This window comes from Psychroflexus salinarum (assembly GCF_042677225.1).
Classification (GTDB): Bacteria; Bacteroidota; Bacteroidia; order Flavobacteriales; family Flavobacteriaceae; genus Psychroflexus; species Psychroflexus salinarum.
Window position 1 is genome coordinate 115969 of record NZ_JBHTIV010000009.1, and the last position, 24599, is coordinate 140567.

The 24599-nt window shown below is 34.8% G+C and carries 23 protein-coding genes and 1 pseudogene; 13 read left to right on the forward strand and 11 right to left on the reverse strand.

From position 1 onward, the window contains the following. Window positions 1-250 precede the first annotated feature (250 nt). On the forward strand, window positions 251-955 hold the full coding sequence (gene lipB, locus ACFQ0R_RS08435) for a lipoyl(octanoyl) transferase LipB (protein WP_379657935.1): 705 nt from the start codon (window positions 251-253) through the stop codon (window positions 953-955). Here lipB and ACFQ0R_RS08440 read toward each other — a convergent pair. After that, a complete protein-coding gene (locus tag ACFQ0R_RS08440) occupies window positions 952-3405 on the reverse strand; it encodes a hypothetical protein (protein ID WP_379657936.1) in 2454 nt (817 codons plus the stop codon). The two genes, lipB and ACFQ0R_RS08440, sit on opposite strands and share 4 nt — an antisense overlap. 67 nt (window positions 3406-3472) lie before the next feature. Further along, window positions 3473-4072: a ribonuclease HII gene (locus ACFQ0R_RS08445; protein WP_379658068.1), complete on the reverse strand. Its 600-nt coding sequence runs from the start codon at window positions 4070-4072 to the stop codon at window positions 3473-3475. A gap of 113 nt (window positions 4073-4185) precedes the next feature. Between ACFQ0R_RS08445 and ACFQ0R_RS08450 the strand changes: the two genes are divergently transcribed. The 3 genes from ACFQ0R_RS08450 to ACFQ0R_RS08460 all read left to right on the forward strand — a co-directional run bounded on the left by ACFQ0R_RS08450 (window position 4186) and on the right by ACFQ0R_RS08460 (window position 8015). After that, window positions 4186-6168: a putative porin gene (locus tag ACFQ0R_RS08450; protein ID WP_379657937.1), complete on the forward strand. Its 1983-nt coding sequence runs from the start codon at window positions 4186-4188 to the stop codon at window positions 6166-6168. A gap of 107 nt (window positions 6169-6275) precedes the next feature. Beyond that, on the forward strand, window positions 6276-7520 hold the full coding sequence (locus ACFQ0R_RS08455) for a glycosyltransferase (protein WP_379657938.1): 1245 nt from the start codon (window positions 6276-6278) through the stop codon (window positions 7518-7520). A gap of 24 nt (window positions 7521-7544) precedes the next feature. Further along, window positions 7545-8015: a hypothetical protein gene (locus tag ACFQ0R_RS08460; protein WP_379657939.1), complete on the forward strand. Its 471-nt coding sequence runs from the start codon at window positions 7545-7547 to the stop codon at window positions 8013-8015. On the opposite strand, the gene ACFQ0R_RS08465 is transcribed toward ACFQ0R_RS08460, so the two are convergent. Next, a complete protein-coding gene (locus ACFQ0R_RS08465) occupies window positions 8016-9152 on the reverse strand; it encodes a glycosyltransferase (RefSeq protein WP_379657940.1) in 1137 nt (378 codons plus the stop codon). Further along, complete coding sequence (locus tag ACFQ0R_RS08470) at window positions 9152-10093, reverse strand: hypothetical protein (RefSeq protein ID WP_379657941.1); 942 nt, start codon at window positions 10091-10093, stop codon at window positions 9152-9154. Before ACFQ0R_RS08470 ends, ACFQ0R_RS08465 begins: the two co-directional genes overlap by 1 nt. 28 nt (window positions 10094-10121) lie before the next feature. Here ACFQ0R_RS08470 and ruvC point away from each other — a divergent pair, with 28 nt between their 5' ends. Beyond that, complete coding sequence (gene ruvC / locus ACFQ0R_RS08475) at window positions 10122-10676, forward strand: crossover junction endodeoxyribonuclease RuvC (RefSeq protein ID WP_379657942.1); 555 nt, start codon at window positions 10122-10124, stop codon at window positions 10674-10676. A 33-nt stretch (window positions 10677-10709) separates the two neighbouring features. Here ruvC and ACFQ0R_RS08480 read toward each other — a convergent pair whose 3' ends face one another. The 5 genes and pseudogenes from ACFQ0R_RS08480 to hemW form a co-directional block, all read right to left on the reverse strand. After that, window positions 10710-10967: a Txe/YoeB family addiction module toxin gene (locus ACFQ0R_RS08480; protein ID WP_379657943.1), complete on the reverse strand. Its 258-nt coding sequence runs from the start codon at window positions 10965-10967 to the stop codon at window positions 10710-10712. Window position 10968: 1 nt separating this feature from the next. Continuing rightward, complete coding sequence (locus ACFQ0R_RS08485; RefSeq protein WP_224463557.1) at window positions 10969-11223, reverse strand: type II toxin-antitoxin system Phd/YefM family antitoxin; 255 nt, start codon at window positions 11221-11223, stop codon at window positions 10969-10971. 55 nt (window positions 11224-11278) lie between these two features. Continuing rightward, window positions 11279-13051, reverse strand: coding sequence for a MutS-related protein (locus ACFQ0R_RS08490; protein ID WP_379657944.1), 1773 nt, complete (start codon window positions 13049-13051; stop codon window positions 11279-11281). A 75-nt stretch (window positions 13052-13126) separates the two neighbouring features. Further along, window positions 13127-13495, reverse strand: a pseudogene (locus ACFQ0R_RS08495) (MmcQ/YjbR family DNA-binding protein). 17 nt (window positions 13496-13512) lie between these two features. Further along, window positions 13513-14643 (reverse strand): radical SAM family heme chaperone HemW, encoded by a 1131-nt coding sequence (gene hemW, locus ACFQ0R_RS08500; RefSeq protein ID WP_379657945.1) that lies wholly within the window; start codon window positions 14641-14643, stop codon window positions 13513-13515. A gap of 78 nt (window positions 14644-14721) precedes the next feature. Here hemW and ACFQ0R_RS08505 point away from each other — a divergent pair, with 78 nt between their 5' ends. The 5 genes from ACFQ0R_RS08505 to ACFQ0R_RS08525 all read left to right on the forward strand — a co-directional run bounded on the left by ACFQ0R_RS08505 (window position 14722) and on the right by ACFQ0R_RS08525 (window position 18507). Further along, entirely contained in the window at window positions 14722-15222 is a 501-nt protein-coding gene (locus tag ACFQ0R_RS08505; RefSeq protein ID WP_379657946.1) for a DUF456 domain-containing protein, read from the forward strand. Between the two features lie 42 nt (window positions 15223-15264). Beyond that, window positions 15265-15939, forward strand: coding sequence for a TIGR04283 family arsenosugar biosynthesis glycosyltransferase (locus ACFQ0R_RS08510; RefSeq protein ID WP_379657947.1), 675 nt, complete (start codon window positions 15265-15267; stop codon window positions 15937-15939). A gap of 116 nt (window positions 15940-16055) precedes the next feature. Then, window positions 16056-16886 (forward strand): OmpA/MotB family protein, encoded by an 831-nt coding sequence (locus ACFQ0R_RS08515; RefSeq protein ID WP_379657948.1) that lies wholly within the window; start codon window positions 16056-16058, stop codon window positions 16884-16886. A 151-nt stretch (window positions 16887-17037) separates the two neighbouring features. Next, window positions 17038-17826, forward strand: coding sequence for an SDR family NAD(P)-dependent oxidoreductase (locus ACFQ0R_RS08520; protein WP_379657949.1), 789 nt, complete (start codon window positions 17038-17040; stop codon window positions 17824-17826). A 9-nt stretch (window positions 17827-17835) separates the two neighbouring features. Further along, entirely contained in the window at window positions 17836-18507 is a 672-nt protein-coding gene (locus tag ACFQ0R_RS08525) for a haloacid dehalogenase type II (protein WP_379657950.1), read from the forward strand. Here ACFQ0R_RS08525 and ACFQ0R_RS08530 read toward each other — a convergent pair. Together ACFQ0R_RS08530 and ACFQ0R_RS08535 are read right to left on the reverse strand one after the other, a co-directional pair. Next, on the reverse strand, window positions 18504-19235 hold the full coding sequence (locus ACFQ0R_RS08530) for a flavodoxin family protein (protein WP_379657951.1): 732 nt from the start codon (window positions 19233-19235) through the stop codon (window positions 18504-18506). The genes ACFQ0R_RS08525 and ACFQ0R_RS08530 overlap by 4 nt on opposite strands. A 50-nt stretch (window positions 19236-19285) precedes the next feature. Then, window positions 19286-20215: a LysR family transcriptional regulator gene (locus ACFQ0R_RS08535; RefSeq protein ID WP_379657952.1), complete on the reverse strand. Its 930-nt coding sequence runs from the start codon at window positions 20213-20215 to the stop codon at window positions 19286-19288. A 92-nt stretch (window positions 20216-20307) separates the two neighbouring features. Here ACFQ0R_RS08535 and ACFQ0R_RS08540 point away from each other — a divergent pair, with 92 nt between their 5' ends. Genes ACFQ0R_RS08540 through ACFQ0R_RS08550 form a run of 3 tightly spaced genes read left to right on the forward strand, consistent with a single transcriptional unit; the run spans window position 20308 to window position 24486 of the window. After that, window positions 20308-20610 carry a hypothetical protein gene (locus ACFQ0R_RS08540; protein ID WP_379657953.1) on the forward strand — a complete coding sequence of 101 codons (303 nt, stop codon included), beginning with the start codon at window positions 20308-20310 and terminating at the stop codon, window positions 20608-20610. Between the two features lie 47 nt (window positions 20611-20657). After that, window positions 20658-22121 (forward strand): proton-conducting transporter transmembrane domain-containing protein, encoded by a 1464-nt coding sequence (locus ACFQ0R_RS08545; RefSeq protein WP_379657954.1) that lies wholly within the window; start codon window positions 20658-20660, stop codon window positions 22119-22121. Window positions 22122-22125: 4 nt separating this feature from the next. After that, window positions 22126-24486, forward strand: a complete 2361-nt coding sequence (locus tag ACFQ0R_RS08550; RefSeq protein WP_379657955.1) for a DUF2309 domain-containing protein — start codon at window positions 22126-22128, stop codon at window positions 24484-24486. Window positions 24487-24599: the final 113 nt, after the last annotated feature.

The window sequence follows — 24599 nt, forward strand, 5'->3', positions numbered from 1 at the left end:
AGAATTACGGTCCGACCGTACTTTTACTACGGGAAAACCGTATATATTTCAAAAAGTAAAGCCTTCAGCTTACCTTAAAATATATTTTAATAAGTTGAATTTCAATCTTCACGCTCAACAGACGGATCACATAATGAACGCCAAGCATCTATGCTGGCTGTCGCAAAACTGTTAAGGAAATGGAGGTAAATTCAAAATAAAACAAAGGTCTCCGCTATAAAGTTTACATTTGTATAAGAATTTGAAACCGATGAATAAAGAGATAAAAGTCCTGGAATTGGGACAGCGCGATTATAAAGAAACCTGGGATTTTCAGGAAGAATTGTTTCAGAAAGTACTCAACATAAAAGTCCAAAACCGACGTGAATCAACCGATTTAGCTACAGAAAATCACCTGATTTTCGTTGAGCATCCGCATGTGTATACCTTAGGTAAAAGTGGGGATTTGACCAATTTACTTCTCGATGAAAAGCAGCTAGCGGAAAAAGGGGCTACTTTTTATAAGATTAATCGCGGGGGTGATATCACTTATCATGGACCAGGGCAAATTGTGGGTTACCCGATTTTAGATCTTGAAAATTTCTTTACCGATATTCATAAATATCTCCGTTTTCTTGAAGAAATGGTGATTTTGACTCTAGCAGAATACGGACTTAAAGCTGAGCGAAGTGAAGGCGAAACTGGTGTTTGGCTAGATGTAGGAACTCCATTTGCCAGAAAAATCTGCGCTATGGGCGTAAGAGCATCTCGCTGGGTGACCATGCATGGTTTTGCTTTTAATGTGAATGCAGATTTAGGCTATTTTGATAACATCGTGCCTTGTGGCATCAAAGATAAAGCCGTGACCTCACTCAACGTGGAACTTGGGAAAGCTGAGATTCCTGTGGATGAAGTAAAAGTTAAACTCAAAAAACACTTTGCTGAGCTTTTTGAAGCAAAGCTTATGGATTCTTAAAGATTTTTATTATAAATCAACACAGCATTATCATCTCCCTTTACGATGAAATTGATCTCATTAGGAACTTTTAAATCCAAATCAATTTGTGAGTTTCCATAGACTGGAAAACCAGAAACAAGCTCTGCTTGCTCATCGAACAAATACACTTTACTCGCCTGTTGATCCACAATACTAAAGAATGTCCTGTTGGCCTGTTCGTGAATTTGAGGTGGTAAATACAAGCCATAATCCAAAGTTTTGCTCACACCGTTGACACTCAGTTTGTTTTCCGAAAAAGTCACTACGTGTTTCGGACTTACGGTAATAAAATGATTATCAGATAAGTTCAATTCCGTTGTTTTTACCGTACCAGTTTCAGAAATTTTCAATAAGTCTCCGTCTCCATTAGATCCTACAAAACTCTTATTATGCAAGCCAAACTCATTTCCAGATGTTGAAATTTTTTGTCTGGGTTTTACCCGCTCTGCTCCTGTCCTACTTAGAATTTTGAGACCTTGATCATTTTCCACTAAAATATAATCCTTTCGACCTATTCTTATGTGTTTTGGTGTGCGTTTGATGTTGCCTTGAGATTTATAATCAAAGCCTTTCACCAACTTACCTTCTTTGTTAAACATCAAGACCTCATCGTTTTGAACTACTACAAATCTGTATTTTCCATTATTGTCATAATCGAAAATAGCGAGCCCTTCAGTTATAAAATCATTGAAGTCTAGAGGGAATGGATTGACGTTGTTACCATTTTTATCGATGACATAAAGCTTATTTTGAGTCGTAAAGGCCATCTGTAATCTAGTATTTCTGTAGATATCGAAGGTATGGATACCGCCAACAATTCTACTATCCAAAGCTTTTTTCCAAATTGTATTTCCATCTTTTGCTATCAGATGCAGTGTATTTGTTTCATCCTGAACTGCAATATCTTTTTGGCGAGTTCTCCAATTTGTAAAGAAGTAAGGGTCTGATGTAATGGTGTTTTCAAGTTTTACTCGTTTGGCCTGTATTGCTTCACCTGATTCAGTTTCTGCTTTATTTTTAGAAAGAATTCCATTCACAAAAGCAAAATTATCTTCCTGCGTGGCTTGCATCATTACGGAGCTATAGCCATTGGTATTGAAGTTTTTAAGGTTTGGAAGAAAGTCTTCTGTCGCCGACTTTTCCAACTGATTGACAATAGCGTCCAGCTGTCCACCCCAAACCATATGGGCAGAAGAACTCATTTTATTTAAAGCCATTTGGAAAGATGAAGATTCACTCAATACTGAGCGATTATTGATATTGACAAGCATATTTTCTAAAACCTCTTGATTTTTAGCGAATAAAAAATGACTATCGTAAACTGTAAATACAGAAAATTTATGATTGGATAAGAGCGGAGAGAAATCTGCAAAAACGTTTTCAGCTTCAAAACTATAGATGGTTTGGTTTCTGAATGATGTTTCCTGTTGTATTTTTGTAGATAGTGAATCTAATGTTTTAGTCACATTAGAGCTTATCATGTCGTAAACCAACGCTCCATTTTCCAATTCTATTGCTCCAACCTCATTAGCATTTTGAAAGATAAATTTTAAAGGAGATGTAGCTTTGTAGTTTTGTGCAGACCTATTCCCCTGCAGCTTTTTGAAATCAGAAAAAGACAGGCTTAAAAATCCAGTTGCATTCACAGGTGTAACTTCATGAAGCCTAAAAGATTTAGGAGAAGTTCCATTAAATAGATTTAATTTATCAGTTGCTTCTTCGGTTAATATAGCTCCAGACCATGTGTAATTTCCTTCGGAAACCTCTACATCTAGACTAAGCCATTTTCCTAAACCCTTTAATGATTTAGGATTTAAACCTTTAAGTTCATTTTTATAAAGATAGTCAGCTTCTTTCAAATCAATAAAAATTGAAGTCTCTCCCGTCGCCGCTTTATGAGCTTTATAGAAAGTCTCATTAAATTTGAATTGGTTATTGTAAGCTCTTATGACGTTTTCAATAATGAGCTTAGACTCCGAAGAAATTCTAACTTTCTCAATAAGTGTTGAGTAAAATGTTGCATTTTCTAGCTTGAACTCTGAAATCTCTTTGCCAGCATAATCTATTTTACTTTGCTTTTTAAGCTGAATGGAATCTAGTTTTAAGTACTTGTCTTCGATAATCAATGAAGTAGCGAGTTCACGTTCACCAATTGGAGTCACTGCCAAAAAAGCTTCAGCGTCTTGCTGGAAATATCTGGTGAATTTAAAATTATCCTTAATCTCTTGAAAAATAGGTGAAGAATCATTATTTTGAAATAACTCTGTAGAGGTCAACTCTTCAAGAGATTGAGAAAGATTTTCGGATTCTAATATCAAAATTGACTTGGAAGGAATAAAATCTATGAGTTTACCCTGAGTAGAATCTGAATCGAAATCGCAAGAACTCAAACCTATTGAAAAACAAATAATTAAAAAAAGATAACGCATATATGAAGAATTTCAAAACACAAAATTAAGTTGAAAATTAGAATTAAAACAGAGAAAAAGCCTCGGTTTACAATTTTAATTCCATCTGATCTGGCAACAACTTAAAGCTTTTTCTGTGATATTTAGTAATTCCATAAGTTTGAATAGCTTTCCTGTGAGCTTTTGTAGGATATCCTTTGTTTTTAGCCCAACCATACATAGGAAATTCTTTATCTATTTTTTTCATGAAAGCATCTCTTGCTGTCTTTGCTAAAATAGAAGCGGCGGCAATACTTAAAAATTTAGAATCACCTTTAATGATACACTCGTGAAAAATTTTTTCATAGGACTTAAACCTATTCCCATCTACCAAAATCATTTCAGGCTGTGGATTGAGCTTTTTAATTGAAGAGTGCATAGCTAAAATTGACGCGTTCAAAATATTTATTTCGTCGATCGTTTCCATAAATATGTGTGATATGCCATAACTTACTGAAGTTTCTTTTAAAATAACTTCTAAAAATTCACGTTTTTTGGAAGTAAGTAATTTAGAGTCATTAAGAATTTCATTAGTAAAATCTTCATGTAAGATAACAGCCGCTGCTGTCACAGGCCCAGCTAGGCAGCCTCGGCCAGCTTCATCTGTTCCGCATTCTAAGTATTTATCTTGATAGTTGAGTTGAAGCATAATCAATTTCAGAAGCAAAAATATAAATTCTAACATTCTAAATTGATTTCTAAATAACATTAAAACTTAAGTAAACTAAAAATGATACTTTTGCTCACGTTTTAAAAATGCTAATGAAGTCGGTAATTTATCTTATTTTCATCCTTTTATTTTCGACTTGGTCTCAAGCTCAGGGCTTAAGATCTACTGACGGTGCCCAAGGTCAAGGTAAAATAAACCTAAACAATTCACGCGGAGAAAAAACAACTTCTGTAAAAAGCGACCGAGAAAAGCCTCATATTTCTAAATATAAAATCATAAGCATAAGTAACGACACAACTTATGTGGATACAACACTAAGCATACGAAAGGACTATGCTTACAATTACTTAAGAAAGGATGATTTTGAACTATTGCCTTTTTCTAATATTGGCAGGCCTTACACAGAATTGGGGTATTCTTTTAACGATTTACAGGCTTTACCTCGTTTTGGAGCAAGAGCAAAACATTTCTTTTATCTAGAAGCAGAAGACATCCCCTATTACGAAGTGCCTACGCCTTTGACTGAACTTTACTTCAGAACTGTTTTTCAACAAGGTCAAGCTCTGGATGCAAAGTTTGCTATCAATTTAAAGCCCAACTTAAATTTTTCTATAGCTTACAAGGGATTACGTTCTTTAGGAAATTACCAAAGAGAGTTAACAAGTACGGGGAACTTAAGGATTGGGCTTAATTACAGAACAAAAAACAATCGCTATTTTGTGAGAACCCATTTTGCTACTCAAGACATATTCAATGAAGAAAATGGTGGTCTTACAGATCGTGCAAACCAACAGTTCATTGATGAAATTGAAGAAATCCAAAATAGAGCTTCTGCTGAAATAAGACTTAGAAATGCAGAAAATAAAATGGATGCCAAGCGATTTTATCTCAATCAATATTACAATATCCGGCCAGGAAATGATTCAACTCAAAATGGACAAGTGCACTTGAAACATATTTTTGACTTTACAGATAAAGAATACTCGTTTACTCAAGCTAGCTCTACTCCTCAGTTTTTTGGGATTCCCTTTGAAAACTCTGACTTAAATAATGAGGTTGAGTACCAAAATGTATCAAACACTATGGTGTTATCCTATTATCAAAAATATCTTGGACGCATTGGCTTTATGGCCAAACATACTAACTTAAATTATGGATATAATACAACTATAATTTATGAAGAAAACAGTGTTCCTAACCGACTAAAAACAGACGTTATAAGCTTAGGAGGAACGTATTTAAAAACTTATAAAGGATTTAAACTTGAGGGTAAAGCTGCTTATAACATAACTGGGGATTATGATGGTGGATACGAAATTCATGGTAAAGCAAGTACAAAAATCTCAGATTCACTTCAATTTTCTGCGAGAGTAGATTTAAGTTCATCAGCCCCTAATTTCAACTGGATTTTGAATCAAAGTGATTATGAAAATTACAATTGGTATAACCCAGATTTTGATAACGTAAATACTCAACATCTTGGAGTTGAGGCAAAGTCTGAAGTTTACGGAAAAGTGACAGCTTCTTTTACACAAATAGATAATCATGCTTATTTTGGATTTGAAAAAGCACCAGACGGCTCTGAGGCTGATAGCTTAGTCAGACCGTTTCAAACTGATCTTCAAATTCGATATCTTAAGATTAAAGCTGAAAAAGATTTTAAATACGGCCACTTCAATCTAGCGAATACTGTAATGTATCAAAATGTGCTTGAAGGCGAGTCCGTATTCCCTGTACCAGAATTTGTGACTAGAAATTCACTTTTTTATGATAACTACCTTTTTGACAGAGCTTTATATCTTCAAACTGGATTTACATTCAATTACTTCACAAGCTTTATGAGTAAAGCCTATGATCCTGTTCTTTCAGAATTTGCAATTCAGGATTTCCAAGAGCTGGATGGTTTCTATACAGCAGATTTCTTTATAAATGCTAAAGTAAGGGAGGCTCGAATCTATTTTAAGCTGGAAAACTTCACAACCCTTTTTGAAGGTAATTCCAATTTTGCAGCTCCAAGACAACCTTATAGAGACTTTGCTATTCGTTTTGGGCTTGTATGGAATTTCTTTTTATAGACTTATAACTACATTCATTGCAAAATATCTCTTCTTAAAAAATAACAGCTTAATAACTAAAAGTTGAGCTTTATTATCGATTTTCGCAAAGGATAAAATTTGAAAGTATGAGTAAAGCCAAGTTACTGATTATTGGATTTATTTGGCCAGAACCAAATTCATCTGCTGCTGGCGGAAGAATGATGCAATTGATTGATCTTTTCTTAAAACGAAAATTTGAAGTTATTTATGCTTCACCTGCTAAGTATTCTGAAAACGCAGAAGATTTAGAACATCTTGGTATTACACAAAAACAGATACAAGTCAATAACTCTGAGTTTGACGAATTCTTAAAAAAAGAACAACCAACTCATGTGCTTTTCGATCGATTTATGATGGAAGAGCAATTTGGTTGGAGAGTTGCAGAACACTGTCCTGAAGCGATAAGAATTTTGGATACAGAAGATCTACATTTTTTGAGAAAAGCAAGACAGCAAGCATATAAAGAGAAAAAGACTTTCAAAAAGAAATATTTGTACACAGACATTGCTAAAAGAGAAATAGCTTCTATTTTACGCACTGACATAAGTTTAATCATTTCAAAATCTGAAATGAATTTGTTGGTCAATGAATTTAAAGTCAATAAAAATCTTTTGCTTTATCTCCCCTTCCTTCTTAAACCAATGAAAGACAATGACATTCAAAACCTTCCAAGTTTTGAGGAACGCCAGAATTTTATCAGTATTGGCAATTTTTTGCATGCACCCAATTGGGATAAGACCTTATTCTTAAAAGAAGAAATCTGGCCACTCATCAAGAAAGAATTGCCAGAAGCAGAACTTCATGTGTACGGAGCTTATACCTCACAAAAGGTAGAGCAACTTCATAATCAACAACAGGGATTCTTAATAAAAGGTAGAGCGCCAAATGCTATAGACGCTATAAAGCAAGCAAGAGTATTGTTAGGTCCACTTCGGTTTGGAGCTGGCTTAAAAGGTAAATTTATAGATGCTATGAGGGCTGGAACACCTTCTATAACAACTACTGTTGGAGCCGAAGGACTTTGCGGTGATTTGCCCTGGTGTGGAGAAATAGCAAATTCTCCAGATGAAATTGCCAAACAAGCCATCTTGCTTTACAAAATGCCAAAACGCTGGAAGATTGGTCAAAAGAATGGTTTCAAAATTATAAATCAACGTTTCCAGCGTCGAGTATTCGCAGCCAATTTTTTTAAGCGAGTTAAAAAATTGGAATCAGATTTGAATCTGCATAGACAACAAAACTTTGTAGGTCAGATTTTGATGCACCATACCACTCAGAGTACTAAATACATGTCTTTGTGGATAGAATCCAAAAACAAAACTTCATCTTAAAATGCTTTTGATTACTTTTACTTTATGAAGTTTTGGACTCCTATTTTTTTAGTATTGATATTATGTTCTTGCAATGATTTAAATCTCAAAAAACAATCTGCAGATGAAATATTGCAAGAAGAATTAAAATCTATCAATTGGAAGGAAGTGGATTTTTATCCAACTTTTGATAATTGTGGTGTCATCACTTCCAAGGAGCAAAGTAAAACTTGTTTCGAAACTGAAATAAAAAAAGCAGTTAGAGATCAGCTAAGTCAGCGACAAATAATCACTACAAACTCCGTTCAAGACACTGTAGTCTTAGAACTTTATATCTCTACAGAAGGTGAGACTAGAATTAAAAACATTAAGATTTCTAGTGAAATCTCTTCTCAAAATCCTGAACTTAAAAATTGGTTAAATGATGCTATTTCTGGCCTTCCAGAAGTTTATCCCGCTCAGAAAAGAAGTGTTCCAATTCCTTTACATACTCAGTTACCGATAATTTTAAAGTAGTCATTTAGCAAACCGTCTTCCTTTCCATTCAAACTTTCCATACAAGCTAGTCAAAGAAAAAAATAGTGTAAAAAAAGGATAAACCAAACTCACTTTTAAAAAATCCATCCAGCAAAAACTCAAGTTTTGAATCTTTGCCATTCTGGACAAACTCCAACCATCGACCACAAACTTGAACACGAAAGCATTTACCAGAAAACCAAAAAAAGCTTGATTCCAAAAGCCTAAAAACATACTTAACACCAAAGCAAGTTGCATCAAAGTCACTAATATTCCAACGCCCTTCATATACCAACTATCCACAGAAGTCGTCTTTCTCGCCCAGCGTCTGCGCTGTTGCCAAAACTCTCCAAAAGACTCCTGAGCCATCGTCCATACAACGCTTTCAGGATTTGATAAATACTCGATTGCATAGCCTTTTCGCTTGAAACTTTGTAAAGTAAACACATCATCTCCGCTAGCGATTTTTTCTTTTCCGAGATTTACATCAGCATCTAGATAAGCTTGTTTTCTATAACATAAATTGGCACCGTTGCAAATCACGGGATGATTTCTAGCAAAACTACCCAAACCAAAAGCTTGTAAACTCAACATATCAAAATGTTGATAATGAGATAAAAAAGAAGCCCTTTTTGCCACCACTACTCCGCCAGCAAGCAAGTCTGCATCTGTCTGTTGAAGGGTTGAATCGTAGATTTCGAGCCAGTGAGTTGGAAGAAGAACATCCGCATCAGTAGTCAGGATATAGGTTTTTGAAGCAATGGAAATCGCTTTATGAATTGCATTTTTTTTGGGTGTAAAATTCCCTTCTGAATTTGATATCAGATAGACTTTGATATCAGGATAGTGTGTTTGAAATTCTCTAGTCAATTTCCAAGAGTCGTCTTGAGAGTCATCATCCACTAAAATAATTTCGAATAGTGCTTTGGGATAGGATAATTCTGAAATTGATCTGAACAAAGCAGGAAGATTATCAGATTCATTCCGCATGGGAATAACAATCGAAAATTTGGTTTTGGGATTTTTAAATTTATGATGCTTTTGATTTAAAAACCTAGTTAAGCCCAAAGTCATCCAAATGATATAAATCAGATATAGAACTAAAATCAGATAAAACCCAAGAATCCAAGTCATCATTAGGCTTGTTTAGGTTGAAATGGGATTCGTTGAGGCTTCATAAGTAATAGGTTTCCAAAAAGAGCAGGAATCCCAAAATTGAATATCCACATCAATAAGGTTACAGCTAAAATAAATTCTGAAGCTAGAAAACCCTTCAGCAAAACTAAACCTAAACCAGCTTTTAAAGTGGCATCAAGTAATAAAAATGTAGGCACAAACGAACTGATAAAATAAATCGAAAAAATAATTGGCATAACTTGTATATAATTCAGTTCTGGCTGGAATAACCACAATAGCAAGTAAAACTGATGACTGAAACACAAATACCTCAAAATGGAAAGCATAAAAACTTTCGTGTTATTACTACCTGATAGTTTAACAAGAGAAGTCAAATACTTATATAGCCTTGTCAGCCAGTCATACTTTAATTTCATTAAATGAAAAATTAAAATTAAAACTAGAATTAATCCTGAAACAATTCCAATAGATAATTTTAACTCGAACAATAATTGAGAGTAAATAAATATCAAGCCCAAAACACCGAAAAGACAAGTCGTTAATAGCTGATAAAGCTGACCTGTCAGCGTTAGTTTTAAAATTTTAGGTCTTTTAGCTTTTGAATAAAAACTAGCTTTTGCACCAAATTCTCCAATTTTATTAGGGGTTATTATACTGACCGCATGAGCTTTCAATGTCTCAGAAAATGCACTTGAAATTTTGATAGCTTGTGTATTACTAATTAAAGTTTTCCATTTCAAAGCTTCCAGTGACCAATTCAGAAGAGATAGAAAAAATCCGATCCAGAGCAAATTTGAAGATTGAGAAAAATTATAAATAAATTGCCATTGTGAGGTGTTCACTTCTAGAACTGCCTTATAAATCACAACAAAACTTAGACTTACTACCAAAAGTTTGATGGCTAGACTCCAGAATTGATTAGTTTTGTGAGGCGACTTCATGCTTACAAAATAACGAATAAATAAGAGATTGGCGACAGAAAGAATCATTTTAGGCATTGACCCAGGAACCACTATTATGGGTTTTGGGGTGATCGAAATTGAAAACAAAAAAATGAAGTTTGTTCAATTGAACGAACTCATGCTTAAAAAATACGACGATCACTACACTAAATTAAAACTGATTTTTGAGCGTACCATAGAGCTTATCGATACTTACCATCCTGATGAAATTGCAATTGAAGCGCCTTTTTTTGGTAAAAACGTACAATCTATGCTGAAGCTTGGAAGAGCTCAAGGCGTGGCGATGGCAGCTGGCCTGTCTCGTCAAATCCCTATCACAGAGTATCTTCCCAAAAAGATAAAAATGGCGATTACCGGCAATGGAAACGCTAGCAAAGAGCAGGTGGCCAAGATGCTTCAGCAAATGCTAAAAATAAAAGAACTCCCCAAAAACCTCGACTCTACGGATGGACTGGCGGCAGCCGTTTGTCATTTCTACAATAGTGGTCAACCGAATATTGGCACGTCTTATACTGGCTGGGATGCGTTTGTCAAAAAGAATGAAAAACGGGTGAAGAAGTAGAGTTAGTAGATAAAATTAATATAGTTAAAAAAATCAATCGTAGTGGAATCTACATTTAGCTATTAATATTTCATCTTCTTTGTATTGATAGATGAGTCTATGTTCGCTATCGATTCGCCTTGACCAAAATCCAGAATATTTATGTTTTAAGGGTTCTGGCTTTCCTATTCCACCGTAAGGGTTTCGAGCAATATCCTTCAAAAGTTGATTTATTTTCTTCAGCTTTTTTTTATCTGTTTTTTGCCAGTATAAATAATCCTCCCAGGACTCGTCAACAAAAACATACTTCATTTTAATCTTCGATTAAATCTTTGCTAAATGTATTACCTGATTTCAATTTGTCAATCGCTGAATCTAATCTTGATTCATTTTTTCTGGATGATAATTCGTGATTTGTTGCCATTAACGAATTATATTCCTCTAAAGACATCACGACAATTCCTGAATCTTTGCCTCTGTTAATAATTAAAGTTTCAACATTTTTCACGACTCTATCCAAATAGGCCTTCATATCTTTTCTAAAATCTGAAACAGTTGTGATTTGCATAATAACGTGTTTTTATATGTACAAATATATGTACAATATTTAAACTTTAAAACATCTACTCCACAATGTCCATTTTCTTCAACAAGAAAGATGCGTTCATGTTTTTACAGATACCGCGTTTTAGCGTGTAATCAAAGTTGAGTTCGTCATCGATAATTTCAGCATCGAAATAATAGTTTTGTACTTGAGGTAAATCCTCGGCAACTTCACACAAACTTAAATCGTGAGTGGCGATGATGCCAATGGCATTGGCTTTGACTAATCGCTCTACAAATTTCCTGGAGCCAATAGCCTTATCGGTAGAATTGGTGCCTTTTAGAATTTCATCCAAGACGATGAAGTATTTGTCGGTTTGAATTTCGTCGACAATGTACTTGAGTCGGGTCAGTTCAGCAAAGAAATATGAAGCTTCATCGGCCAAAGAATCGACTGTACGCATGCTGGTGATGAGTTTGGTTGGGACATATTCACAGAAAGTAGCGCATACAGGCAGTCCGACATTTGACATTACAATCTGAACAGAAACTGTCCTCAAAAAGGTACTTTTCCCGGCCATATTAGCACCTGTGATGATGAAAAACTGATTGTCTTTGATTTCAAAATCATTTCTTACGGCATCTTCCGGATCGATTAAGGGATGGACAGCACCTTTGGTTTTGGTAAAGCTTCCGCTTTCTTTAATTTCTGGAAAGACATAATCGGGATGATTGAAGTGAAAGTTAGCTAAACTATTGTAAGCATCCACCTCAGCGATCACCTCAAACCAATTCTGCACCTGATCGGCATGGGCTGAGATCCATTTTTCAATCTTCAGTGATTGAGTAAGATCGCGAAGCATAAATCCATTTAAAACAATACCAAGCAAAATATTATTTCGCTGATCCAAACCATCGATATGTTTGGATAGCACTTTTAAAATTTGACTCGCTTTTGCAGCGTCCGAATGGATTTTCGACTGAAAGGATTTCAGTAAACTTGAATTAAACTCAGCATCTTCTATCAATTTTAATAATTTAAAATACTGCTGAAACGTGCTTTGCGCCTGACTCACATGGCTAGAAAGCTCGTTTATGCGTTTTAAGAAAGCGCCGGTAATCCCCAAACCAATGACAAACCAAAGTAACATTTGAGCTCCAGAAATGAAATTAAAGAAATAAGCTGTAATCACTACCAGAGAGATAATCGAAAATACAATTGGAAACCATGACATCCATTTAGGGATAAATGTTTTGTAATTGGTGATCCAATTCACAATGCTGCTGGCTTTTGTTTCAGTGTCTACCAGCTTAGCATCGGCGGTAAAGTTTTGTCTTAGTTCTATTTTTTTTGACAATTCTTGAATCGCCTCTTGCTTGGATTCTATACTATTAATTGAATTGGATGTTAGCTTAGCTGCCAAATTTTCTTCACCTTCTTTTAAAGCTGTTCTATTGAGGTATTGAAAAAAAGAGTGATTACCGAAAATATCAATGTCTTGACTAAATTCATGCTCTGGATTTTTGTACTGATCGCCAGTTGGTAAGTCGGTGAATTCTCTTTTTAGAACTTTAATTTCGGTTTCATTGAGCTGAAGCAAGGCTTTCAACTTAGCCTTTTTGTACTGAATTTTAGAGTGTCTGGTGACTAAGATGAGAAAGATGATTATTCCAAGAATTATTGAACCAATCACAATTCTTGTGGACGACCAGAAAAAATACACTGCAAAGGCTATCGCTAGAAAAACGGCTAAACGTAGCATACTCGACCAAAATAATTGTGTTTTTATCGCTTTTAAATCAGAGGTATATCGAGAAATAAATTCAGAATAAATAGATTCTGGAGTTGGCATAAGCATCAAATTGAATTACAAAAATAGAGTTATTGCTCTATCTAAGGCAAAGAAGTAAGAAATTATCTTCTATACTTAAGTTTGTAAGCCTTGTCGTTGAGATTTCGGCAGTTTACTTACCACAAGCTCGTAGCTGTGATTGATGAGATGCTGAATGAAATTTTGGGAAAGTCGTAAGCCATCGACAACTACTGTATTCCAGTGCTTTTTGTTCATATTTTAACCAGGAAAGACTTCGTCTGGATATTTCTCTCTGTACTCAATAGCTTTTTCGGGATCACATTTCAAATTGACACTATGGTCGCCAGCTTCCCACTTTTTTAAAGAGGTGAGTGCAAATAATTTACCTCTGACTTTAAAAACAATGGTGTCATTATCAAATGGAAAATCCTCGGTCGCTTCGGGTTTGCTAAGGCAATAGTCTCGCAGCTCTTCGATATTCATTTTAATTGTATAAAAAACTATTTTAAATTTAGCATAAATAACTCTGAAGCAATTCCATCGGATAGGAATTTACCTTCATCTGTAACTTTCAACACATCGTTTTTAAGTTTTAACAAACCTTGCTGTTGAAAGTCTTTAATATGCTCCATCAGATAGGCTGCGTAAGTCAGTCCAAATTCATTTTCGACCACTTTCAAATCCACGCCCCACTTAGTTCTCAGACGTGTCATGATGTATTCGTTGTAGCGATCGGTAGTGGATAATTCTTCTCGATCAGCAGGGAGTTCTCCAGTTTCGATGGCTTTAATGTATTTTGGATTATTATTGATGTTCCAACTTCGAGTCGTATTGACAAAACTATGCGCAGAAGGTCCTATTCCTAAATAAAATTTTCCAGTCCAATAAGCAGTGTTGTTTTGAGAAAAGTAACCCGACTTTCCAAAATTGGAAAATTCATAATTTTCAAAACCATTCTTTTGCATGGTTTCTACTAAAATATCAAAATGCAATTTAGCCAGATCATCATCGACTGGAGGGATGATTTCTTTGTCTATAAAATGCTTTAGAGCCGTATTAGGTTCTACAGTTAAGGCGTAGCTGGAAATATGTGGAATGTCGAGTTCAAGGGTTTTAGCCAAGTTGGCTTTCCAGCGATCTACACTCATATCTGGAATACCATAAATCAAATCAATCGAAATGTTATCAAAAAACTGCTTTGCCAGCAAGATTGAGGACTCTGCTTCTTCCGCATTATGAGCTCTATTCATCAGTTTTAAGTCTTCTTCAAAAAACGATTGAACACCAATGCTCAGTCTATTCACTTTAGTTCTGGACAACATTTTCAAGTAGTCGAAATTTAAATCATCTGGATTGGCTTCCAAAGTGATTTCTGGATAATCAACGATATGATATTCGCTATAAATGGTTTCAAAAATAGAAGTCAAGTCAGATTCTGAAAGCAAGCTCGGTGTTCCTCCACCAAAATAAATATTCTCAATTGTACTGGAAAGTTCATCTTTTCGCATACTGAGTTCTTTGCAAATTGCTTCTACCAGTTTAGCTTTATGTTTTAAAGAGGTCGAAAAATGAAAGTCACAATAGTGGCAAGCCTGCTTACAAAATGGAATATGAATGTAAAGTGAACTCATCGAATTTATTTCTTCAAAAGTATGATTTACTTAATCGAATTCTTTATGTTTAAGTTCGATTTTAGAGAAATAAAACACATGAGTATACTTTTGATCAGTTTGGGATTTATCTGTTGTATTGTGGGAATTATTGGAAGTTTATTACCAGTTTTACCAGGCTTACCCATTTCTTGGATATGTATTTTACTACTTTATTTCGTACCCGAAGTGGAGGTGAGTTCAAGTATGCTTTGGATCACTTTTACCATTACCCTTGTCATTTTTATCCTGGATTATCTTATTCCAATATTCGGTGTCAATAAATATGGGGGCAGCAAATACGGTGTATACGGAGCCGGTATTGGACTAGTCATAGGCTTGTTTACCCCTATCCCTTTTGATTTTTTGATCTTTTCATTTCTAGGGGCCTATCTAAGCGAAGTTATTTTCTCTAAGATGGACAGAGATCAGGCCTTAAGAGCAGCTTTTGGCTCATTCATTGGGTTTTTAACCTCTACGTTTATAGAGTTTGTGGGTGCTTTAGCATTTATGATTATTTTCTGCTATAAAGTGATTCAATACAGAGAATTTTTATTTTGAATTTGACACAAGTTAGTTTTATGACTTTAGATACATTTCTTTATGCTCATTAGTATCATCATACCAGCGTTAAATGAAGAAAAGTATATTGCTGAAGTACTTGAACACTGCTTAGAGCTTTCAGGTCATTTCGAAATCATCGTAGTAGATGGCGGAAGTCATGACCAAACAATCAGTCTTACTAAAGCTTTCGAATCTGTAAAAGTTCTGAAAACCTCAAAAGGCAGAGCAAACCAAATGAATTATGGGGCTCAACATGCACACGGAGAAATTTTATTATTTCTTCATGCAGATACCTTTTTACCTGAAGACGCTTATGCTTCCATTATTGGATTATGTCAACAAGATAAGGTCATCGCTGGAAGTTTCAGACTTATTATGAAAGATAAACATCCCATTTTTAAATTTTATAGATGGTGTAGTCAATTTAGCACAGAGTTTTTCACCTATGGTGATCACGGTATCTTTATAATAAATAAAACATTTAAAACTATAAGCGGTTATAAAAATATAGACTTTATGGAGGATGTCGAAATTCAAAAACGACTTCGAAAGCAGGGAAAATTCAGAAAGCTAAAATCTTCTGTCGTTACTTCTAATAGAAGATTTCAAAAAAACGGAGTGATTTATCAATTAATGATTGATACGCTACTTGTGATTTTATTCAAACTCGGCGTACCACCCAATAAATTAAAGCATTGTTATCCAGATAATTAGATAAATAACAAGGCGATAGACACTTATCTGAGATTTTAACGAAATTCTAAGTATACAAATGTAATATGCTATAGCAAAATTGCGTTATTTACACCAACAATTAAAAAAACAAACCTATGAAAACCAGTAAAATACTTTTAGTTTTAAGTGCTGTAATCTTTCTGTCGAGCTGTGTTTCTAAAAAGAAATACACTGAATTAGAAAATAATTTAGATGGTACAAAGTCAGAATTAATGCAAACCCGAGTTGAGAAAGAAAAATTAGAAACTCAAATGGATCAAATTGAAATGCGTGTAGATCGCTACAATTCCAAGATTGCTTCATTACAGACTGAAAAGGACGGAATGATGGTCAGTGTTCCAAACGAGGGCTTGGTTCTTTCAGAGAAAAACAAACAAACCATGCGAAAAACCTTAAAAAATGTTCCTGCATCAAAACTAGCAGGAGCAACTTCACTTAAGGATTCATTAAACATCGCCATTTCTTACAATATTTCTAAGAAAATGGGAAATTCTGGGGAAGATCTCAATGTTTCTATTGAAGAAACAATGGTGAAAATAAACATTGACGACAATCTTCTTTTTGGAGATAGTAGTTATAGAGTTGGAAGCGATGCGGATGATATCCTTTCTAGAATTGCAGAGGTTGTAAAATCTGAGCCTTCATTAGAAGTTTTAGTAGAAGGTCATACTGATAGCAGAACTGTAAAAGAAGACAGTTATATTGTTGACAACTGGGATTTGAGTGCGCGAAGAAGTGCTGCAATTGTAAGACGATTGGAGAGTAAATTTAATGTTCCTTCAGAGCAATTAATTGTGGCTGGAAGATCAAGTTATGATCCAATTGTTCCAAATAATAATAAAGATAATATGGCTAAAAACCGTAGAACACAAATTGTCATAATGCCAAATTTAGATAAGTTTTTCGCCATGCTTGGTGATGACTAATTTATTTTGAAATAAATTTAAAAATCCTGATTATTTATTTAATCAGGATTTTTTTATGCCTTACCAATATTTGTACGAGATAAAATAAAGCTAAAGATTTCTTTGTTTAAGTCATACTTTTTATCTTCAAAGCATTAATTAAATTAAAGCTATGAATCTTAAACATAAAAAAGCTCTTATCACAGGAGGAAGTGCAGGAATAGGAAAGGCATTAATTAAAGAATTAATAGCTCACGGCGTACAAGACTTTGCAGTCATTGGCAGATCACAAGATAAGCTCAACGCTCTTAAGGAAGAGTTTAAAAATATAAATTTTATACTTGTAGCAGGTGATGTTTCAAAGTTGGCTGACATAAACCGTTTGATTGATGAAGTAGGTTCAAGATGGGATTGCGTAGACTTACTCATCAATAATGCAGGAGTTGTAAGTGCTGATGCTTTACAAGAGATGCCTGATGAAGACATTATCAACCAAATCAATATCAACCTTACGGGTCTTATCTTATTAACTAAAAAAACTTTGCCTTTACTCATGAAAAGCGAAGAAGCTGGACTCATAAATATTTCCTCAGGATTGGGCTATATTGCTAAGCCTTTTTATTCGGTTTATGCAGCAACCAAAGCTGGTGTAAGACATTTTTCCGAAGCGATGCGAAGAGAATTGATTTTTAAAAATATTCATGTTATGACCGTTTATCCTACGGCAACCGACACTGGCATGATGACGACTGCAAAGGTGGATAAAATGGATAGTCCTGAATTGGTTGCCAAGAAATCTGTTGATGGTTTATTAAATAAAGAAATAAATGTGATTTTAGGTGGTGATCAACGTTTAAAGGACATCGATACAAATTTTAATCACCCTTTACAAATTGATAAATCTGTTAAAGAAAATTACGACGCTTACAAAGAGAGAACTGAAAAACACAGAGCTATGTAATCCTAAAGTATGAAGCCAAAACTTCTTATTTTCGATGTGAATGAAACTTTGCTGGATCTTACTCCATTGAAAGAAAGTATCAATCAACTTTTAGGCTCTGAAAACGCTTTTGATGACTGGTTTTCGAAGCTGATTCAGTTTGCGATGGTTGAAACTTTGGCAGGAAAGTATTCAGATTTTGGAGATATTGGTGTTGCCACTTTAAAGATGACTGCTGAAAAATTTCAGAAAAACATATCCGAAGAGGAGATAAAATTCTCGTTGAAAATCATCAAAGAACTGCAACCTTACCCTGAAGTAAAATCGGCTTTGGAAGTTTTAAAATCTGAAGGTTTTAAACTTGTTGCCTTAACTAATGGAAGCATGGAAACTTTAAAACAACAGATGAAATTTTCTAGATTGGATTCAATATTTGATGCTTTATATAGTGTTGAATCTGTGAGAAAGTTCAAACCTCATCCAGATACTTATAATCACGTTTTGAAAGCAGAACAAACCAAAGCTGAACACGCATTGCTCATCGCTGCTCATGCCTGGGATATTGCTGGAGCTCAAAGTACGGGAATGCAAACCGCTTTTATAAAAAGAAAGGGGAAATTCGTTTACCCTAAAGCTAAAAAACCGAATCTTATTTGTGAAGACTTTGATGAACTTTACAAAAAGCTACAGAATGAAGTCTAGCGATATTCAGGGTTTTCAAAATTCCATCGTGTGCCAGCATTCCAATCTTTAGTGGAATTTCCATAGACTGGATAACCATCATAAGATTTTAATATGCTTGCTAGATGCAATAAATTATAGGTCATAAAGGTGATGTTCCTATTAGTAAATTCAGAATCTACACCTACTGGTTTATTCAGTTTTTCTCCATCCCACTCTGTATCTCCATAGCTTGGACCAGGGCCAATTTCACCAATCCATCCCGCGTCTGCTTGTGGTGGGATACTGTAACCTAAATGTTGCAAAGCATACAACATTCCCATGGCACAATGCTTTACTCCGTCTTCATTTCCAGTGATAATACAGCCTCCCACTTTACCATAAAATATGTATTGCCCTTTTTCATTTTGTTTAGCACTCATCGCATATAAGCGTTCAATTGCTTTAGAAGCTATTGAAGAACGTTCGCCTAACCAAATAGGCGTTCCTAAAATCAAAATATCTGCGTTTATAATTCTATCGAATAGTTCTGGCCAATCATCTTTTTCTTCACCGTGCTCAGCCATATCTGGCTGGACTCCAACTGGTAAATGATGATCAACTGGACGAATCACTTCCACCTCTACGCCTTCCTTTTTCATGATCTCAATCGATACATTCATCAATAAACGAGTATGACTTTTTTGAGGTGACTTTTTTAAAGTGCAGTTAAGGAATACTGCTTTTAAGTTTTTGAAATTCTGTTTCATAATATATTGATTTTTAATTATTTAAAGTTAGTCGATATAACTTGAAGAAATTAGAAATTATAAGACTCTATCCAGGAAAAATGGTTTTGAGTAATTTTTTGTTTTTCAAGTTCTAAATGATCCAAAAAAGCTTGCGCGACAGGTGTTAATTTTTTTGATTTTAACCAAGTTACCTGCCACATTGTAGAAATCGGAAGACTATCAATAGGTATAATTTGAAGATCTTTTGCCTTAAGTTCATTTTTTATACCAATAAGTGGCATTATTGAAAGACCCAAACCTGCAATAACCGCTTGTTTTACAGCTTCATTTGATGTTAATTCAATCTTCTTTCTAACTTGAAACCCATTTTTGTGAATAAAATTTGCCATAGCATTTCGTGTAGCAGAGCCTTCCTCCCTGTATAGCAAAGGAAATTTTGTAAGCAACTGCTCTTTTTCTGCCAATTGATCGTGAGATAATTGTTTCCCTCCTACCAAAAAAAGTTCATTGCGCATAAGTTCAACGGAATTGACCTTTAATTTCTTGGGTAAAACCGAAATAAGAGCAAAATCAACTTCATTTTTCTCCAAACTTCTTATCACTTTTGTTTTGTTTGTAACATCCATGATCAAATCTACACCTCCATGTAGGTTCATAAATTCAGACAAGAAATAAGGCATTACATATTTTCCTGTTGACGCAACTGATATTCTTATCCTTCCAGATAATTTTCCTTTGAAAGCATGAGTTTTATAATTGATAGCCTCCACCTCATCAAGAATTTTTTTGGCAGCTTCTGCAATTTCATTTCCAAAATCTGTCACATAGAGTTGTCGCCCTACAATTTCAGTTAAGGGAATTGAAAATTGATCTTGAAAATTTTTTAGCTGAATGGAAACAGCTGGCTGTGTTAAGTGAAGTTTTTCTGCTGTCCTAGTAATGCTCTTACTATTAGCTATTTCTGAAAAAATAATCAACTGATGCAAAGTGTAATCCATAATATATTTTAATGCTTTATATAAAGTATATAAATAAAAATTTATGAATCTAAATTATAATATTTGTACCATAAATCAAAATCAAATTAACTATGGAATCAAATCAAACTTTAACAATCAAAGACAAAAAGGTAAAATTAGTAGACGGAGAATTTACTCCAACTCAAGCTTCAGACATTCTAAACGCCTTAATTGATCAAAAAATAAACTATCACAAAATTGAAAATCTACAACATTGGGAGCAAGATCACAACAATGATTCTAAGCCTTACATCAGAAGAATTAAAGAGCTAGAAGAAGAAAAAAAAACTATCGATCGCTTTATCACCGAAATCAAACAAGAAGGTAAAAAGCTTTGTATAAATGGCATTTTAACAGTAAAAGCTGTTGATTAATCATCAAAGCTAATCTAGGATTTAATCAAAACCTTTTAAAATTACCTATGGAAAGTCATACTCTATCCGCAATTGAAAACCAAACGCAAGAGCAATCCAGCCCTATTCCTTTACTTTCTAGAATCTCTTCTTTAATACATTGGATTTTATTAATTGCAAACATTTTAGGCTTGATTTATTATCAAGTGTATTCACCAAATTGGGGGTACTCAGAAATTTTTAGAATAAACGGGTTCACACTTCTTATTTGGACGACTGTACTTTTCTTTAGTTCAATAGTAAGCAGTTATTCCAAGAATTATCTAGCAGGTTTCCGATACCAAAAACGCTTCTCACTTTTAAGCATAGGCTTTACTCTATCTGTTATGCTGTTTGTGATGTCAAATCACATTTCAGCCTTACTCATTTCATGGTTCGCGATGGGGTTTTTCATGGCAAAATTGATAGGTGTTAATAAAAACTGGGGTGAAGCCAGAGAAGCAGAAAAGTTTTCTTTAAAGTATTTTATGTCTGGATCTCTGGTGTTGTCTGTTGGAATTCTTCTGCTTTGTTATGATAGCAATCAATTTACTTTAAATGGATTGATAACCACTATTGAATTTGGGAATTCATTCTTAGTGATTTCCTCACTATTGATTATCGTCGCCGCAATTATACAGTCTGCGATTTTCCCATTTCATAAATGGTTGCTCTCGGCGATGACCTCACCAACACCCGCATCTGCACTTATGCATGCTGGTTTTGTAAATGGCTCCGGAATATTACTTACCTTATTTGCGCCCTTGCTTATCCTGTCCAATATGTTATGGATTTTATTTATCATTGGTGGGATTACAGCAATTCTAGCTCAATTTCAGAAATTGATACAGGTAAATGTGAAGCATAAACTCGCCTGTTCTACCATTGCTCAAATGGGATTTATGATCATGCAATGTGGTTTAGGTTTTTTTAATGCTGCGGTGGCCCACTTGATTTTGCATGGTTTTTATAAAGCTTATCTATTCCTGTCTTCAGGAGAGCAAGTCATGCAAAGTTCGCCAAAAGAATCTCCACAACTGAAAATAACAGTAATACAAGCCATAGCCGTTGGGATCTTTGGAGTTTTGGGAGCGCTGTTGTTTACTTATCTAACTGGTAAAACAAGTATCAGCGATAGCAGTATATTCCTTACACTTATAGTGGCCATAACCGTAGGGCAAGCCACTTACAATATTGTAAAGGAAAAAAGCTTTACTTACATTGAAAAACTGGGGGTTTCTGCAGTTCTTTTTATTGTTGGAATAAGTGTTTATGCACTTCTTTTCAATGGAATTACTCACTTGATGTCCGAAATGCCAATGATTCAAGTCCCGCAAAGTCTTGATGTACTTCAGATTATTTTTGGAATTATCTTTCTCATTGGATTTTTCATCATGAAACTTGGTGTACACCGCAAATCACCTTGGCTCTACGTCAACCTTTTGAATTTATCACAGCCTTACAAAAAAACCATTCATTACTACAAAAAATAAGTTTATGAAACGAGACACAATTCTTCAGAAGATTGATTCTGCTTCACATGTGATTGGGAAAACATGGCCACTTTACGCTTTTGTGACATCCAATCCGCTAACAGGTTATGAAAATAGACATTTCAAACAGGCCATAATAGAAGCAGAACAACTGGCTGGCGGGCATCTTTTTCCACAGGTTTCCAGCTTCAGAAATGCATGGCAAAAAGGAGAAATTGACAAAGGTGAGTTAAGTGATCTTTTCAAAAAAAATGGAATAGGTTTTTCTCCAGAAGAAAGCCTTAACGAAATGGGATCTCAAGCTGCTGAACTCGAAAACCAGCATCATGAAATTGATAGGCTTCTCATAAAATGGTTAATGGCATTCATGGATGAAGGACTTGCTGAATGGAGCATGCCTAATAAAGAAAAAGGGTTTTATAAAGCATGGAGATCTCTAATCCGGTATGATAAAGAATTCAACTTAAAGCCTTTGGTTGCCCTTCCAGAAGACAGCCTAAAAGCTTTGGATGAATTATTAATTAATTATTCCGAAGAAGATCAGATTAACATCTTGGAACAGCATTTATCTGCCCTACCAGGTTGGACCGGCTACATAAAATATAGAGCAGAAACAAATTCAGAATGGCAAAAAAAGTTCAACATTACTTTGGAAGATTATCTAGCAGTAAGATTATCCATTGCTAAGAATTTGGATATGGATTTACTGACAACTAATGAGACTCATGAAAACAAAAATGAAGAAAGAAGACTTCAATATTTGTGGCTAAAAGCTTGGGAAAAGAGTTGGCAAAAACGATTATCTAAAGATTTTAACGAGACTTTTCAAATTTCTGATGCAAACCTTCAATCAAATCAAACGGATGAAATACCCGAAGCACAACTAGTTTTTTGTATCGACACAAGATCAGAATTGATTCGAAGACACGTCGAGTCAAAAGGTAATTATGAAACCTTTGGTTATGCTGGATTTTTTGGGATAGCAATGGATTATGAAAACTTAAGCGATGGTGTGGTCAAAAAATCATGTCCGCCCATTTTAGCTTCATCCTATAAAGTATCAGAACAAGCAAAAAACGGAAGTCAGCAAGAAGTAGATACCTATAACAAACGCCAGGAAAGAGAAAAATTTACACATTATTTTTTGAAGCGGATGAAACACATGCTCCCTTCAGCTTTTGGTTATGTGGAAGGCTCGGGTTTTTTTTATGGTATTTTTCTTTTTCTTAGAACGCTAATGCCAGAACGGCTTTATGATTCAAAAAAAATAGAAAAAAAGTCTTTTGAAAGAAATTGTAATCCGCATTTACACTCTATAAGCGATTCATCTTCTTTAGCAGAAATAAGTCTAGAAGAAAAGATCGCTATCGTCAAATCTGCATTTAACTTAACGGGGTGGAAAACCTTTTCTCCATTAGTTCTTTTTGTAGGACACGGTAGCCACTCTGCTAACAATCCTTTTGGTTCTAGTTTGGATTGTGGTGCTTGTGCTGCAAGTCCTGGAAGGCATAATGCCAGAATGCTAGCCAAACTCGCCAACCAACCCGAAGTGAAACAAGCTCTGAAAGACCACCATATAAATATTCCAGACTCTACATTCTTTATGGGAGCAGAACACAACACCACGACAGATGAGATTGTGTTATTCGATTCTGAATTACCAGATTCTCACAAGAATCAATTGTTAAAACTGAAGGAGAGTCTGATTAAAGCTCAAGGTTCAGCAACATCAGAACGTTTAGGAAAATCCAAAAACAGCATCAACGCAGCTCACATAAAAACCAATGACTGGTCGGAAACCAGACCTGAATGGGGGCTTGCCAAAAATGCCGGATTCATTGTTGGTCCAAGATCTTTAACCAAAAACATGAACTTGAAAGGAAACTGTTTTCTGCATTCTTACGACTGGAAAATGGACAATGAAGGAAAAGCTCTGGAAGGTATTATGCAAGGCCCAATGGTTGTCACGCAGTGGATTAACAACCATTATTACTTCTCATCTGTAGATAATGACAACTACGGTGGTGGCTCTAAAATCACTCACAACGTAACTGGAAGATTCGGCGTCATGCAAGGAAATGGAGGCGACTTAAAAAGAGGACTTCCATTACAATCCGTAAACGAGACAGATCAAAAACCCTATCATCAACCTTTAAGGTTATCGGTTTACATTCATGCTCCAAAAGAAAGAATTGCAAGCATTTTAGAAAAGAACGAAAACCTAAAATCTCTCCTGGATAACGAATGGATTTATTTAATGGTGATTGACCCTAAAGATTCCAATAAAATCTTGAGATATGAGCAAAATTTACGATGGGAAGCTACCGAAAAAACTTCTGTAAATGAATTAGTAGAAATACAATAAATAATTAACCACTTTAACGCTTTATCCTAAGCCAAGTTTTTTTTTATTAGTTAGTTATTTAGTGATGGAAACTTCTTAAAGGTTCCATCACTATTTTTTTATGAAATGGCAAA